Genomic DNA, 14,340 nt, shown 5'->3' with positions numbered 1-14,340 from the left:
ACGTGCCCGGTGGTTCACCCGGCGTCACCGGACTACTTGCGGAAGAACCGCTCCCGCTGGCCCTGGCGGACCAGGCGCACCCATTCCACGAACGCCTTCGGGTCCTTGCGCACCGCCAGGAAGTACAGGCCGAACCGGAAGAACTCCAGCGCTCCCAGCTTGCGCATCCCCGGCTGGGCCAGCAGGTAGCCGCGGTTGCGGTAGGTGTAGTAGCGCTTGACCGGGTTCTCCGGGTCCTGCGCGTGGAACCTGCCGCCGAGCATCGGCTTGAACTCGTCCGAGCCGTCCGGGTGCAGGTAGGCCACCTTCAGGCTGGTGCCGAAGGGCAGGCCCGTGCGGACCAGGCGGCGGTGGATCTCGACCTCGTCGCCGCGGAAGAACAGGCGGTAGTCCGGGACGCCGATGACGTCCACCGTCGAGGCGCGGAACAGCGCGCCGTTGAACAGCGACGCGATGCCGGGCAGGAAGTCCACGCCCAGGTCGGCCGTGCGGCGCTTCCAGGTCAGGCCGCGGCGCAGCGGGAACGCCAGCTTGTCCGGGTGCTCGATGTTGGACACGACCGGGGAGACCGCCGCCAGGTTCCGGCGCTCGGCCTCGTCCAGCAGCACCTCCAGGACGCGGTCGTCGGCGGGGCGGCCGTCGTCGTCGGCCAGCCACAGCCAGTCCGCGCCCAGGGACAGGGCGTGCAGCATGCCCAGCGCGAAGCCGCCGGCGCCGCCCAGGTTGCGGTGCGACGCCAGGTAGGTCGTGGGGATCGGGCACTGCTCGACCAGGTCGTCCACCGGCTGGTCGGGGCCGTTGTCCACGACGACCAGGTGGTCCAGCGGCCGGGTCTGGGACGCCAGGACCTTCAGCGACTGCGCGAGCAGCTCGCGGCGGTGCCGGGTCACCACCACCCCGACCACGGAACCCTTGGGCAACGCGCTGCTCATGGTCTACTCGCCACCGTTCCCGCTCAGCACCGGCGACTGGCCGATCCGTTCCAGGGTCTCCGGGCTGAGGTGCTCGTAGGGGTCGCGGCCCTTGTACGACTTGACCACCTCGCGCAGCGACCCGTGCATCTTGACGCGGCCCTCGTCCATCCAGATCGCGGTGTTGCACAGCTCCACGAGCATGTCGTCCGAGTGGTTCGCGAAGACGAGGATGCCGGAGCGCTTCACCAGGTCGTTCAGGCGGTCCCGGGCCTTCTCCAGGAACGCCGCGTCCACCGCGCCGATGCCCTCGTCCAGCAGCAGGATCTCGGGGTCGATGGACGTCACGACACCGAGGGCCAGGCGGACGCGCATACCCGTGGAGTAGGTCCGCAGCGGCATCGACAGGTAGTCGCCCAGCTCGGTGAACTCGGCGATGTCGTCGACCCGCTTCTCCATCTGCTTGCGGGTCATGCCGAGGAACAGGCCGCGGATCATGATGTTCTCGTAGCCGGAGATCTCCGGGTCCATGCCGACGCCCAGGTCGAACACGGGGGCGATCTTGCCCTGGATCCGGGAGCTGCCGCGGGTCGGCTCGTAGATGCCCGCGAGCAGGCGCAGCAGGGTGGACTTGCCCGCGCCGTTGTGGCCGACCAGGCCCACGCGGTCGCCGTGCCGCAGCGAGATGTTGATGTCGTGCAGCGCTTCGATGATCGGGACGCGGCCCTCGGAGCCGATCTTGCCGCCGACCTTGCCCAGGGCGAGCTTCTTCAGCGACCTCGACTTGGCGTCGAAGATCGGGAAGTCCACCGAGGCGTTCCAGACGTCGATGCTGACCATAGGTGACGGCCTCACTCAGACCCAGTAGGAGACGCGGGCACGGTAGTTGCGCAGCGCGACCAGCGCCAGTGCCCAGCCGACGACGGTGAACGCGCCCACGACCACCCAGTGGTGCCCATCCTGCACCTGGCCGAGCAGCGGGGCACGCACGATCTCCAGGAAGTGGTACAGGGGGTTGAACTCGGCGATCAGGATCTTCCAGTCGCTGTCGCCCTCGGTGAACTTGTTGAGCACACCCACGTGCCACACGATCGGCGTCATGAAGAAGATCAGGTTGATGAAGCTGTGGATCACCGGCGGGATGTCGCGGAACCGCGTGCTGATGATGCCGAACAGGATCGCCACCCACACAGCGTTGACCACCAGCAGCGCGAACGCCGGGAGCGCGAGGACGATCGTCCACGAGATGCCCGGGTGGGTGACGACGTCGCCCTCCATCTTGTACTGCTCGGTCAGCGCCGGGAAGAACACCGCCAGCACGACCACGTAGACGGCCAGGTTGTGCGCGAAGAACAGCACCTGGCGCCACACCATGCGCAACACGTGCACGGTCATCGGCGCGGGCAGGTGCTTGATGAGGCCCTCGTTGGCGATGAAGACCTCGGTGCCCTCGGTGACCACGCCCAGGATGAAGTTCCAGACGATGAAGCCCACCGTCACGTACGGCAGGAACGTCGACAGTTGCTGCCCGAGCAGGGTCGAGTACAGCAGGCCCAGCGCCAGCGCCGTGGTGCCCATGGAGATCGTGATCCACAGGGGCCCGATCACGGACCGCCGGTAGCGCTGCTTGATGTCCTGCCAGCCGAGGTGGCCCCACAGCTCGCGCTGCCGCCACGCGTCGCGCACGTCCCCGAACGCCCGGGCGAACGTGCGGGAGTCGGGTGCGGGGGGAACGACAGGTCGGTCGACCGTACTCGTGTGTTGCACGAGTGTTGAGACTACCGGCGGCAGGTAGGCCGACCTGCCGCCGGGCTGTCACGGTGCGGTCACCGACTCCGGCGCGGGGTCCGGCACGCCGGTGACCTTCACGATCACCTGTTCGTGGTCGTAGGTGTATCCCTCGTAGCGGAACCGCGTCCCGGTCCGCTCCACGTACTCCGACCAGGCCTTGTGCTCGTGCTCGCGCCAGCCGGGGAAGTTGAAGTACTCGTCGAACACGATCACGCTGCCCGGCACCAGCCGGGGCCCGACCAGGTCGAGCACGGTCTTGGTGGAGGAGTACAGGTCGCAGTCGACGTGCAGGAACGCCACCGGACCGGGGTGCTCGGCCAGGAAACCGGGCAGGGTGTCGTCGAACCAGCCCACGACCAGCTCCGCGCCCGGCACGTCGGGCAGGTCGTCGACGCTGAACATGCCGGCGGGGAAGCCGCTGCGCCAGTGCTCGGGCAGTCCCTCGAACGAGTCGAAGCCGTAGACCTCGCGGCCCTCGCGGGCGGCGGCGATGATCTTCAGCGTGGAGCCCGCGTAGACGCCGAACTCCAGGGTGAGGCCCTCGACCTCGACCAGGCCCAGCGCGTGCTCCAGCGTGGCGTGCGGGTGTTCGAAGTGCGGCGCCGACACCATCTCGTCCCGGACGAACCGGGCGCTGTCGGTGGCGGCCTCCCGCTCACCCGCGAACACCAGGTCGCGGCGGGCCCGGATCTCGAACCGGCGGGTCTCCTCGACGAGCCGGTCCGCCTGGTGCCGGACCTCCTCGCGCAGTTCCGCGACCTCGCGCTGAAGGCGGTCGATCTGGTCGGCCTGGGCGCGGTGGTAGGGGCCCACGACGTCGTCCACCGCTCGCAGGATCTTGCCGCGGAGCCTCTTGCGCAGCTCCTCCAGCGCCGGGTGGTGGCGCACTTGGTCGAGCACGTCCGCTCTCCTCACTTCGACGTGACGAACGCTGCACACGGTCGAGCAGCGCCGCTCGCCGTGTCCAGACCCGTTACCCGATCGCCGCTACAGGTACTGGCCGCCGCGCACGTGGCCGCCCTCGGGCCCCTCGGCCGACGGTCCGGCGGGCAGCGCCCGGCCGCGCATCTGCTCCAGCTGCACCCGGGCGGCCATCTGCTGCGCGAACAGGGCCGTCTGGATGCCGTGGAACAGGCCCTCCAGCCAGCCCACGAGCTGGGCCTGGGCGATCCGCAGCTCCGCGTCCGACGGGGTGCCGTCCTCGGTGAACGGCAGCGACAGGCGCTCCAGCTCCTCCCGCAGCTCGGGCGCGAGCCCGTCCTCCAGCTCGTCGATGGACCGCTTGTGGATCTCCTTGAGCCGCTGCCGGCTGGCCTCGTCGAGGGGAGCGGCCCGCACCTCCTCCAGCAGCTGCTTGATCATCGTGCCGATCCGCATCACCTTGGCCGGCTGTTCGACGAGGTCGGTGACGTCCTGACCGCCGTCCTCGCCCGCGGGCACCCGCGCGGCCCCCACCGGGGTCCCGTCCGGCCCGACCACCACCACGTGCCGCTCGCTGTCCGCTGCCTCAGTCATGCGTCAATACTGGACCGATCGGGTGGCCGCCGGTGAACCGGGTCGACGTGCCCGCTCTCACCCGGCGGGCGTCAGGCGGCGCGCAATCCAATACAGTCGCGGGCATGGCGTTCGACGTCGCACGAGTCCGTGGGCTGTTCCCCGCGCTCGGCGACGGCTGGGTTCACTTGGACGCGCCCGCGGGGATGCAGGTCCCCGAGCAGGTGGCCACGGCCGTCTCCACCGCGCTGCGCGCACCGGTCTCCGGGCCGGGCGGCATCTTCCCCGCCTCCCAACGCGCCGAGGCCATCGTGGACGCGGCCCGGCGCGCCGTCGCCGACCTGGTCGGGGCGGACCCCGCCGGCGTGGTGCTGGGACCGAGCTCGGCCGTGCTGCTCCAGCGGCTGGCCGACGCCCTGTCCGAGGGCTGGTTCCTGGGCGACGAGGTCGTGGTCTCGCGCCTGGACCACCCGGCCAACATCGCGCCCTGGCAGCGGGCCGCGCAGCGCACCGGCAGCGTGGTGCGGTGGGCCGAGGTGGACATCGAGACCTGCGAGCTGCCCGCCTGGCAGTACGACGAGCTGGTCACCGACAAGTGCAAGCTGGTCGCGGTGACCGCCGCCTCCGGGTCCGTCGGCTCCCGCCCGGACCTGGCCAAGATCGCCCAGGCGGCCCGCCGCACGGACGCCTTGGTGGTCGTGGACGCCTCCTCCGCCGCCCCGTTCGTGCCGCTGGACATCACCTCCATGGACGCCGACGTGGTCGCCGTGTCCGCCAACGCCTGGGGCGGCCCGCCGGTGGGCGCGCTGGTGTTCCGCGACCCGTCGCGGCTGGACCTGCTGCCGTCGGTCGCGGTCGAGCCCGGCGCGCGGGGTCCCGAACGTTTGGAGCTGGGCCCGCACGCCTACCCGTTGCTGGCCGGTCTGGTGGCATCGGTCGAGTACCTGGCCGGTCTGGACGACGCCGCGGTGGGCCCGCGCCGGGAGCGCCTGCTCACGTCGCTGTCCTCGGTGAAGGCGTACCAGGCGGGTCTTCTGGCTAATCTCATCAACGAACTGCGATCGCTCCGTCACGTCATGGTGATCGGCGACGCCATGCGCCGGGTCCCGGCGCTGGCGTTCACGGTCGCCGGCGTGAAGTCGACCGAGGGCGTCGAGCACCTGGCCGAACGCGGCGTCTGCGCGTTCGCGGACTCCGGGCAGCACGGCGTGTTCTCGGTCCTGGGGGTGGGCGAGGTCGGCGGGGCGATCCGCGTGGGCCTGGCGCACTACACGAACGCGGTCGAGGTGGACGAACTCGTGCGGGCGGTCGCCGAGCTGGGGTAGCCGGAGGTGTGGTGGACGACGCGTTGTCCCGGGAACTGGCCGACCTCGCCGCACTGCACCGCCTGAGCCCCCTGATGAGCGAGTACCTGCCCACCACCCCGCACGAGCTGCGCCCGGCCGCGCTGGCGGCGGTGGTGGACGAGGTGCTGCTCGGCTCCCGCACGGTCCTGGTCGAGTGCGGCTGCGGCGCGTCCTCGGTGCTCCTGGCCCGCCTGCTGGCCCGGCGCGGCTTCGGCCACCTGCTGTCGATCGAGCACGACGAGCGCACGGCGGCCTTCGTCGCCAGCCAGCTGCGCCGGGAGGGCCTGGGGCACGTGGCGCGGGTCGTGCAGGCGCCCCTGACCCCGCACCCGGCCGCCCTGGGCAGCGCGCAGTGGTACCACCCGCAGTTGGTGCACGACGAGGTGTCGGCGTTCGTCGAGCGGTACGGGCTGGTGGACCTGCTCCTGGTGGACGGTCCGCTGCTGGGCGACGCCCGCTACCCGGCGCTGCCCGTGTTCCGCGGGGTGCTGGCGCCGGGCGCGGCCGTGCTCGTGGACGACGCCGAACGCCCGGGGGAGCAGACCGTGCTGGTGCGCTGGGCGGAGGAGTTCGCCCTGCGCTTCCGCACCACCCCGCGCACGTTCCTGGCCACCGGCGTCGCCCTGGAGTGAGGCGTCAGCACTCCAGCACTCCAGCACTTCAGCACTTCAGAGGTTCAGAACTTCAGGACGACCTTGCCGAAGACGCTGCCGCCCTCCAGCGCGCGGTGCGCCTCGGCGGCGTCCTGGACCGGCAGGACGCGGTCCACGACGGGCTTGACCTGCCCGGACGCGATGAGCGGCCACAGGCGGTCGCGGACGTCGGCGACGATGCGGCCCTTGCCGTGCGGGCCGTCCACCGGGCGGAACCGGAGGCCGGTGCCGGTGATCGACGCGCGCTTGGACAGCAGCTTGCCGAGGTTCAGCTCGCCCTTCACCCCGCCCTGCATGCCGATCACGACGATCCGGCCGTCGGGCTTGAGGGCGTCCACGTTGCGGCCCAGGTAGGCGGCGCCCATGTTGTCCAGGATCACGTCAGCTTGGACCTCGGAGACGAAGTCCTGGGTCTTGTAGTTCACGGTGATGTCGGCGCCCAGCTCGCGGCAGCGTTCCAGGCGCTCGTCGGACCCGGCGGTGACGGCCACCCGGGCGCCGAGCGCCTTGGCGACCTGGACGGCGTGCGTGCCGATGCCGCCCGCGCCGCCGTGGACCAGGAACGTCTCGCCCTCGGCCAGGCGGGCGACCATGACGACGTTCGACCACACCGTGCACGCCACCTCGGGCAGGGAGGCGGCCGTGACCAGGTCCACGCCGTCCGGCAGCGGCAGGAGCTGCGCGGCCGGCACGGCGACCTTCGAGCCGTAGCCGCCGCCGGCGAGCAGCGCGCACACCCGGTCGCCGACCTGCCAGCTCGTGACGCCCTCGCCCAGCGCGGCGACCGTGCCCGAGCACTCCAGGCCCAGCACGTCCGACGCGCCCGGCGGCGGCGGGTAGTGGCCCTGCCGTTGCAGCAGGTCGGCCCGGTTGACCGCGGTGGCGGCGACGTCCAGCAGCACCTCGCCGGGGCCGGCGACCGGGTCCGGGAGCTCGGCCCACTCCAGCACGTCCGGCCCGCCTGGTTCACGAATGGTGATCGCGCGCATGCCTGCAAGGTAATCCGCTGGCCCCGGCCGTGCCGCGACCGCCACCATCGACCGGCATGGACGCCTGGCCCTACCGACACCTGGCACTGCGCACACCCCGCCTCGACCTGCGCCCCGACGACGACGAGGGGCTGGGCGAACTCGTGGACCTGGTCCTCGACGGCATCCACCCGCCCGACGAGATGCCGTTCGGCGTCGAGTGGACCGACGCGCCGCGCGACCGCCTCGGGATCAACGCCCTCCAGTACCACTGGGCGGTGCGGTCCGAGCAGCGTCCGGGCCGGTGGGCGGTCAACTTCCTGGTGCGGCTGGACGGGCGGGTGATCGGCGAGCAGACGCTGGTGGGGCACGACTTCTCGGTCACCGGCGAGGTGTCCACCGGCTCGTGGCTCGGCCGGCGCCACCAGGGGCAGGGGCTCGGCACCGAGATGCGGGCGGCCGTGTTGGTGTTCGCGTTCGACCACCTCGGCGCGCGCACGGCCCGGTCCAGCGCGTTCGTGGACAACCCGGCGTCGCTGGCCGTGAGCCGCAAGCTCGGCTACCGGCCCGACGGCTCCCTGGTGCAGGTCCGCCGGGGTGCCCGCGCCGAGCAGACCCGCCTGGTGCTGGACCGCGAGGGCTTCCGCCGACCCGACTGGGAGCTGTCGGTGACCGGGGTCACAGACTGCCTGTGGTTGCTCACGGGCTGAGAACCCGCCGAGTGACGGATTGACCCCGCGTCGTCACCGGGCGAGGGTCTGCCAATCCGAGTGAAGGGGAAACTCGCTCATGTCAGGTAGAACCCGGATGCGCCGCGCGGCCATCGCCGCGGCGTCCGCGTCCCTCGTCTTCGTGGCCGCCCCGGCCGTCGACGCGGCACCCTCGACGTCGGCCCTGGACGGTCCCGCTCTCGCCCACAAGCTCACCAAGAGCGTGACGTTGGAAGGGGTCAACCGCCACCTGATCGCCTTCCAGCGCATCGCCGACCGCAACGGCGGCAACCGGGCGGCCGGCACCGCCGGTTACGACGCCAGCGTCGAGTACGTCGCGGGCAAGCTGCGCGGCGCGGGCTTCGACGTCACCACGCCCGAGTTCACCTACCAGGTGCAGGTCACGGACGCGGCGGTGGCCAAGGCGGGCACGAACACCTACGAGAACATCCCGCTGACGTTCTCGCCGCAGACCCCGGTCGGCGGGCTGACCGGCCCGCTGCGCGTCGTCGCCGAGGACGGCTCGCCGGGCTGCGAGGCGACCGACTTCGCGGGCCAGGACTTCACCGGGGCCATCGCCCTGATCCGGCGCGGCACCTGCTCGTTCGACATCAAGCACCGCAACGCCGCCGCCGCGGGCGCCATCGCGGTGATCATCTCGAACAACGTGGACGGCAAGCTGTCCGGCGTGACGCTGGGCTCGCCCGGCGTCGTCCCGACCGGCGGCGTGTCGAAGGCCGACGGCACCGCGCTGGTGGCGTTCGCGGGCCAGCCGGTGACGGTGGACCTGCGCTACCACTCCGAGAACCGCGTCTCCCGCAACGTGATCGCCCAGACCAAGACCGGTCGCACCGACAACGTCGTGTTCGCGGGCGCGCACCTGGACAGCGTCGCCGCCGGCCCCGGCATCAACGACAACGGCTCCGGCTCGGCGGGCCTGCTGGAGACCGCGCTGAAGCTGGGCGGTTCCCCGAAGGTGAAGAACGCGGTGCGCTTCGGCTGGTGGGGCGCCGAGGAGCTGGGCCTGCTCGGCTCGATCGCCTACGTGAAGTCGCTGACGTTCGAGCAGCAGCTGGACATCGCGCTGTACCTGAACTTCGACATGATCGGCTCGCCGAACGCGGGCTACTTCGTCTACGACGGCGACAACTCCGACGGCGTCGGCGCGGGCCCCGGCCCGTACGGCTCCGGCCAGATCGAGAAGGCGTTCGTCGACTACCTGACCGTGGAGAAGCAGATCCAGGTCGAGGGCACCGACTTCACCGGCCGGTCGGACTACGGCGAGTTCATCCGCCAGGGCATCCCGGCGGGCGGCCTGTTCACCGGCGCCGAGGTGCTCAAGACCGAGGCGCAGGTGGCGAAGTGGGGCGGCAAGGCGGGCGTCGCCTACGACCCGAACTACCACCAGGTCGGCGACACCCTGGGCAACATCGACCGCGTCGCCCTGGACCGCAACTCCGACGCCCTGGCCTGGGTGACCGCGGTGTACGCGATCAGCACGGAAGACGTGAACGGCGTACCGTCCCGCGCCACCCGCGCCACCGTGCGAGCCGAAGCGGCCCGCACCCTGTCCCTCGACGAGCACCACGAGGAACACCACACGCACGACGCGACCGAGTGACCTGACCGACTAAGTGCAGTGGAGGACGGGCCGAACCCTCAACGGGGCGTTCGGCCCGTCCCGCATAATCCACACCAGCTCACGGGCCTCCGGGGACCACATCCCACAGCGTTGACGAACCGGTCGCGGGCCCTGCCTACCCGCCTCGAACCCACCGCCACCGGACCGCCTCGCGCTTGAGCGGCTTTTCCAGCCATTCGAGGAACGCGGGCAGGTGCCGGTCGACGGGTCCCGCAGGAGGGCGTCGAGGTACTCACCCATCAGGTCGTCCACGAGCCCTCCGACAACTCCGTGAACCAACCCGCCGGAGTCCGAACAGGGGTGTCGAGGTCCACACAGGACCATCGACACCCCTTTTCCACTGCGGAAGCGGAGGGATTTGAACCCCCGGACGGTTGCCCGTCTCCCGCTTTCAAGGCGGGTGCATTCGGCCGCTCTGCCACGCTTCCCCGTAGGTGCCGCGGGCCCAGAGGTTACCCGTCCAGGCCGCGCAGGTGCGTGATGACCCGGTCGAAGACCTTCGCCAGCACCTCCTGCTCCTCCCGCGACAGCAGGTCGATGATGTGTTCCCGGACACCCTCGACGTGCGTCGGCGCCGAGCCCTCCAGGGCCTTCATGCCCTTGTCGGTCAGCTCCGCGAAGACGCCCCGGCCGTCCTCCGGGCACTCGCGCCGGACCAGCAGGCCCTCGCGCTCCATGCGGGCCACCTGGTGGGAGACGCGGCTCTTCGACGACGCCACCTCGTCCGCCAGCTGGGACATCCGCATCCGGAGGCCCCGCTGCTCGGACAGCCGCACCAGCACCTCGTAGTCGGCCAGCGACAGACCGTGGCGGTCCTGGAGTTCTCGGTGCAGGCGGTCGGACAGCATGGACGCGCCCACCACGTAGTTCCGCCAGGCGCGCATCTCACCGTCGTCGAGCCATCGGGGCTCCTGCTCAGTCACCCCACCAGGCTATGCCCGCGCAACTCCGTTAACGGACGATCCACGCAAGTGTCTGGTGCGCGTCAGGTTCGGGAGGCAAACTCCCTGACCTTGGTGCGCCCTCCTACCGGGGCGCCGTCAGGGAGGAACCCCCTTATGACCTCGTTCAGACGGACCACGGCCGCGCTCGCGCTGGCCGCCGTGTCCGGGCTGGCCGTCACCCTCGCGCAGGCACCCGCCCAGGCCGACGACAAGGCCTCGCGCACGGTGGACGTCCGCCTGATCGGCATCAACGACCTGCACGGCAACATCGAGCCGCCGTCCGGCTCGTCCGGTCGGGTCACGCTGTCCGACGGCTCCCAGGTCACCGCGGGCGGCGCCGCGTACAACGCCACGCACATCAAGAACCTGCAGGCGCAGGTGCGCAACTCGGTCATCGTCGGCCAGGGCGACCTGATCGGCGCGTCCCCGATCGTGTCCGCGCTGTTCCACGACGAGCCGACCATCGAGATCCTCAACTCGGTCGGCATGCACGCCACCGCCGCGGGCAACCACGAGTTCGACGAGGGCTACCAGGAGCTGCTGCGCATGCAGCGCGGCGGCTGCCACCCGGTTGACGGCTGCGACTTCCGCGCCACCTACGAGGGCGCCGACTTCCCGATCCTGGGCGCGAACGTCACGCTGGCCAAGAACGGCCGGCCCGCGCTGCCCCCGTTCTGGGTGGAGTTCCGCGACGGCATGCCGATCGGCTTCATCGGCATGCCGCTGAAGGACGTCCCGATCCTCGTCGACCCGAACGGCATCAAGGAGCTGAACTTCGGCGACGAGATCGCCGCCGCCAACCGCTACGCCAACCTGCTCAACTGGCTCGGCGTGAAGTCGATCGTCCTGCTCATCCACCAGGGCGACAACACCCAGGGCGGCGGCCCCGACGACTGCCGCCTGGGCGCCACCAAGGGCCCCGGCCAGGTCATCGCCGAGAGCGTGTCCCCGAAGATCGACGCGATCTTCTCCGGCCACAGCCACCAGCACTACAACTGCACGGTCACCGACCCGGACGGCAACCCGCGCCCGTTCATCGAGGGCCTGGCGTTCGGCCGCGAGCTGTCCGTGGTCGACCTGAAGATCGACAAGCGCAGCCGCGACGTCATCCGCTCCGAGACCAAGGCGCGCAACCACATCGTCACCCGCGACGTGGCGGCGGACCCGGAGGTCCAGTCGATCATCGACCTGGCCAAGGAGAAGTCGGGCCCGATCGCCAACGAGCCGGTCGCCACCATCGGCGGCGACATCGTGCGCGCCGCGACCCCGTCCGGCGAGCAGCCGCTGGGCCTGCTGATCGCCGACTCGCAGCTGGCGGCGACCAAGGGCAACGGCGCGGTCCTCGCGCTGATGAACCCGGGCGGCGTCCGCGCCGACCTCACCTACGCCACCTCGCCCGCCGGTGAGGGCCCGGGCGTGGTGACCTACGGCGAGGCGTTCACCGTGCAGCCGTTCGGCAACATCCTCCAGACGGTCACGCTGACCGGCACGCAGATCAAGGCGGCGCTGGAACAGCAGTGGCAGGTCGTCAACGGCGCGACGCGGCAGATCGTGCTCCAGCCGTCGGCCGGCCTGACCTACACGTGGTCGGCGTCCGCGCCGATCGGCTCGAAGGTGTCGAACATCGTCCTGAACGGCGCTCCGCTGGACCCGGCCGCGAGCTACCGGGTCACCATCAACTCGTTCCTCCAGGGCGGCGGCGACGGCTTCTCCGCCTTCACCGGCGGCACGGACATCACCGGCGGCGGCATCGACCTCGACGGCTTCATCGCCTACCTCAAGGCGAACGCCGGCATCACCGCCCCGGCGACCGGCCGCATCACGAACGTGGCATGACGACACGCGCTGTGAGCGGGTCCGCCCGGGCCCGCCCACAGCGCGCGACCACCGTCCCACTGAGCCGGATGAGGATCGTTTCACCAGTTCAGGGCGACGGTGAACGGTTGAATAACGGGCCGATCAAGCGCATCCTTGGGGTGGACCTGCCGCGAGGTGTTCCCCAGCAAGAGCCTCCGCCGGCACGCCCGGAAGGGGTAGGTGGTGCGGTGCAGAGAAGTCCTCGCTGTGACGATCCGCGTTCGGCCGCAACCCCGCGGGTGGGATGGTGCAGATCGTCCCGGTCGCGATCGTGAGCGGTTCCCACGAGGTTTCGAGCGCGCGGCGCTTCCGGCGTGATGGGCGCGTACGACGCTGTTGACCCCGGTGCGAATCCTGGTGCCGTCTCGCACGTCGGCACCGGCCGAGGTCCACGCCACCTCGCGACGACCGCGGAGGACGTCACTCCACAAGGGAAGAAACCCGGGTGCGGTGCCGGCGACGTCGGGCTCCGCACCCGGGCGCGTGCGCCAACCGTTCACCGACACGGTGTCCGCGTCGCCGTTCGCGGGTACCCGAGTGCGGCTATCGTGATCCCGCCCCGGGTGCGCGGTTGGAGGACAGCGTGCAGTTCAACGAGGACGCCGAGCTCGACACGTCACAGGTCACCGACCAGCGGGGCGTCGGCGGGCGCGTCGCCCTGGGCGGCGGCGGGCTCGGGATCGTGGGCCTGATCATCTACTTCGTGCTGTCCCAGCTGGGCGGCGGCGTGCAGCTGCCCACCGGCTCGGGCTTCTCCGACGTGGGCCGCGACCAGCAGGTCGGCTCCGAGGCCATCAAGGAGAAGTGCAAGACCGGCGCCGACGCGAACCGCGAGGCCGACTGCCGCGCCGTGGCGTTCATCAACTCGATCCAGAGCTTCTGGACCGACCAGTTCGCCCGGTCCGGCAACACCTACCAGCCGGCCCAGACGAACTTCTTCTCCGGCGGCGTGCAGACCCGCTGCGGCAACGCGTCCTCGGCGGTGGGCCCGTTCTACTGCCCGGCCGACGCGCAGGTCTACATCGACCTGAACTTCTTCCAGGAGTTGCAGCAGAAGTTCGGCGCGACCGGCGGGCCGTTCGTGGAGGCCTACGTCCTGGCCCACGAGTACGGCCACCACGTGCAGAACCTCCTGGGCACGTCCGACCGCGTGCGCACGCGCAGCGGCCCGAAGTCCGACGCCGTCCGGCTGGAGCTGCAGGCCGACTGCTACGCGGGGGCCTGGGCCAACCACGCCACGACGATCCCCACCGCGTCCGGCAAGCCGCTGATCACGGGCGTGACGCAGGAGGACATCGCGGCGGCCCTGGACGCGGCGGCCCGGATCGGCGACGACTTCATCCAGCGCGAACTGGGCGGCGGCCGGATCGACACGACCCAGTTCACGCACGGCACGTCCGCCCAGCGCCAGAAGTGGTACACGCTGGGCTACGAGACCGGCGACCCGGCCCGCTGCGGCACCTTCGACACCGAGAACCTGGGCTGACCGGCCCGCCCTGTTCAGTCCCGCCCTGTTCAGTCCCCGCCGAGGGCGGTCACCGCGCGCGCGAGCAGTGACCGCAGCGTCGCGCGCTCCTGCTCGCTGAACTCGTCGGCCAACCGCCGCTCCACCGCGGACGCCCGCACGTCGGCCGTCTCGAACGTGCTCCGCCCGGCCTCCGTCAGCCGGGTCTCCAGCACGTTGCGGTGCACCTCGTGCGGCACCCGGGCGATCAGGCCGGCCGCCTCCAGGTTGCGCAGGATGGTCGTCATCGTCTGCGGCGTGACCCGGCACTTCCGGGCCAGCTCGGCCGCCGACACACCGGGGTTCTCGCTGAGCACCAGCAGCGTCGCGTACTGCGCCACGGTCAGGCCGGCGGGGCGCACTGCCTGCTGCTTCGCCTGCATGAGCGCGTGTTCCGCGTGCTTGATGTCGCCGCCCAGGCGCTCCTCGAACGGCATGCCCATGGGCACATCGTAGTAACCCGTTGACGGCTATCAGACCTCTGATCTAACTTCGCTCCCGTACTTACCTACGAGGACGG

General features: G+C 71.0%; 14 protein-coding genes and 1 tRNA gene. 6 read left to right on the top strand and 9 right to left on the bottom strand.

The genetic code is table 11. The features are described from left to right. Window positions 1-32: 32 nt before the first annotated feature. The 5 genes from glfT1 to ABD126_RS21810 form a co-directional block, all read right to left on the bottom strand. Complete coding sequence (gene glfT1, locus ABD126_RS21830) at window positions 33-932, bottom strand: galactofuranosyltransferase GlfT1 (protein WP_343935716.1); 900 nt, start codon at window positions 930-932, stop codon at window positions 33-35. A gap of 3 nt (window positions 933-935) precedes the next feature. Beyond that, the gene (gene wzt / locus ABD126_RS21825; protein WP_343935715.1) at window positions 936-1,751 is read right to left on the bottom strand and encodes a galactan export ABC transporter ATP-binding subunit Wzt/RfbE; all 816 of its coding nucleotides are present in this window, start codon (window positions 1,749-1,751) and stop codon (window positions 936-938) included. 15 nt (window positions 1,752-1,766) lie between these two features. Then, the gene (gene wzm / locus ABD126_RS21820) at window positions 1,767-2,678 is read right to left on the bottom strand and encodes a galactan export ABC transporter permease subunit Wzm/RfbD (RefSeq protein WP_343935714.1); all 912 of its coding nucleotides are present in this window, start codon (window positions 2,676-2,678) and stop codon (window positions 1,767-1,769) included. 48 nt (window positions 2,679-2,726) lie between these two features. After that, a complete protein-coding gene (locus ABD126_RS21815; RefSeq protein ID WP_343935713.1) occupies window positions 2,727-3,602 on the bottom strand; it encodes a TylF/MycF/NovP-related O-methyltransferase in 876 nt (291 codons plus the stop codon). An 87-nt stretch (window positions 3,603-3,689) separates the two neighbouring features. Next, entirely contained in the window at window positions 3,690-4,217 is a 528-nt protein-coding gene (locus ABD126_RS21810) for a bacterial proteasome activator family protein (protein ID WP_343935712.1), read from the bottom strand. A 104-nt stretch (window positions 4,218-4,321) separates the two neighbouring features. Between ABD126_RS21810 and ABD126_RS21805 the strand changes: the two genes are divergently transcribed. Then, on the top strand, window positions 4,322-5,521 hold the full coding sequence (locus tag ABD126_RS21805; RefSeq protein ID WP_343935711.1) for a cysteine desulfurase-like protein: 1,200 nt from the start codon (window positions 4,322-4,324) through the stop codon (window positions 5,519-5,521). A gap of 11 nt (window positions 5,522-5,532) precedes the next feature. Then, the gene (locus tag ABD126_RS21800; RefSeq protein ID WP_343935710.1) at window positions 5,533-6,174 is read left to right on the top strand and encodes a class I SAM-dependent methyltransferase; all 642 of its coding nucleotides are present in this window, start codon (window positions 5,533-5,535) and stop codon (window positions 6,172-6,174) included. Between the two features lie 44 nt (window positions 6,175-6,218). On the opposite strand, the gene ABD126_RS21795 is transcribed toward ABD126_RS21800, so the two are convergent. Then, entirely contained in the window at window positions 6,219-7,184 is a 966-nt protein-coding gene (locus ABD126_RS21795) for an NAD(P)H-quinone oxidoreductase (RefSeq protein WP_343935709.1), read from the bottom strand. 56 nt (window positions 7,185-7,240) lie between these two features. On the opposite strand from ABD126_RS21795, the gene ABD126_RS21790 reads away from it, so the two are divergent. Both ABD126_RS21790 and ABD126_RS21785 read left to right on the top strand, forming a co-directional pair. Next, the gene (locus tag ABD126_RS21790; protein ID WP_343935708.1) at window positions 7,241-7,873 is read left to right on the top strand and encodes a GNAT family N-acetyltransferase; all 633 of its coding nucleotides are present in this window, start codon (window positions 7,241-7,243) and stop codon (window positions 7,871-7,873) included. A gap of 79 nt (window positions 7,874-7,952) precedes the next feature. Further along, window positions 7,953-9,494, top strand: coding sequence for a M28 family metallopeptidase (locus ABD126_RS21785; protein ID WP_343935707.1), 1,542 nt, complete (start codon window positions 7,953-7,955; stop codon window positions 9,492-9,494). A gap of 364 nt (window positions 9,495-9,858) precedes the next feature. Here ABD126_RS21785 and ABD126_RS21780 read toward each other — a convergent pair. Beyond that, window positions 9,859-9,943, bottom strand: a tRNA-Ser gene (locus ABD126_RS21780). A gap of 24 nt (window positions 9,944-9,967) precedes the next feature. Beyond that, window positions 9,968-10,438 carry a MarR family winged helix-turn-helix transcriptional regulator gene (locus ABD126_RS21775; RefSeq protein ID WP_343935706.1) on the bottom strand — a complete coding sequence of 157 codons (471 nt, stop codon included), beginning with the start codon at window positions 10,436-10,438 and terminating at the stop codon, window positions 9,968-9,970. Window positions 10,439-10,573: 135 nt separating this feature from the next. Here ABD126_RS21775 and ABD126_RS21770 point away from each other — a divergent pair, with 135 nt between their 5' ends. Both ABD126_RS21770 and ypfJ read left to right on the top strand, forming a co-directional pair. Beyond that, the gene (locus ABD126_RS21770) at window positions 10,574-12,295 is read left to right on the top strand and encodes a bifunctional metallophosphatase/5'-nucleotidase (RefSeq protein WP_343935705.1); all 1,722 of its coding nucleotides are present in this window, start codon (window positions 10,574-10,576) and stop codon (window positions 12,293-12,295) included. A 604-nt stretch (window positions 12,296-12,899) separates the two neighbouring features. Next, window positions 12,900-13,802, top strand: coding sequence for a KPN_02809 family neutral zinc metallopeptidase (gene ypfJ / locus ABD126_RS21765; RefSeq protein ID WP_343935704.1), 903 nt, complete (start codon window positions 12,900-12,902; stop codon window positions 13,800-13,802). Between the two features lie 29 nt (window positions 13,803-13,831). Here ypfJ and ABD126_RS21760 read toward each other — a convergent pair whose 3' ends face one another. After that, window positions 13,832-14,263 carry a MarR family winged helix-turn-helix transcriptional regulator gene (locus ABD126_RS21760; protein WP_343935703.1) on the bottom strand — a complete coding sequence of 144 codons (432 nt, stop codon included), beginning with the start codon at window positions 14,261-14,263 and terminating at the stop codon, window positions 13,832-13,834. Between the last annotated feature and the right edge of the window lie 77 nt (window positions 14,264-14,340).

The sequence above is a fragment of the Saccharothrix mutabilis subsp. mutabilis genome (genome assembly GCF_039521145.1).
Taxonomy (GTDB): domain Bacteria; phylum Actinomycetota; class Actinomycetes; order Mycobacteriales; family Pseudonocardiaceae; genus Actinosynnema; species Actinosynnema mutabilis.
This window is presented reverse-complemented; position numbering and strand designations above follow the sequence as displayed.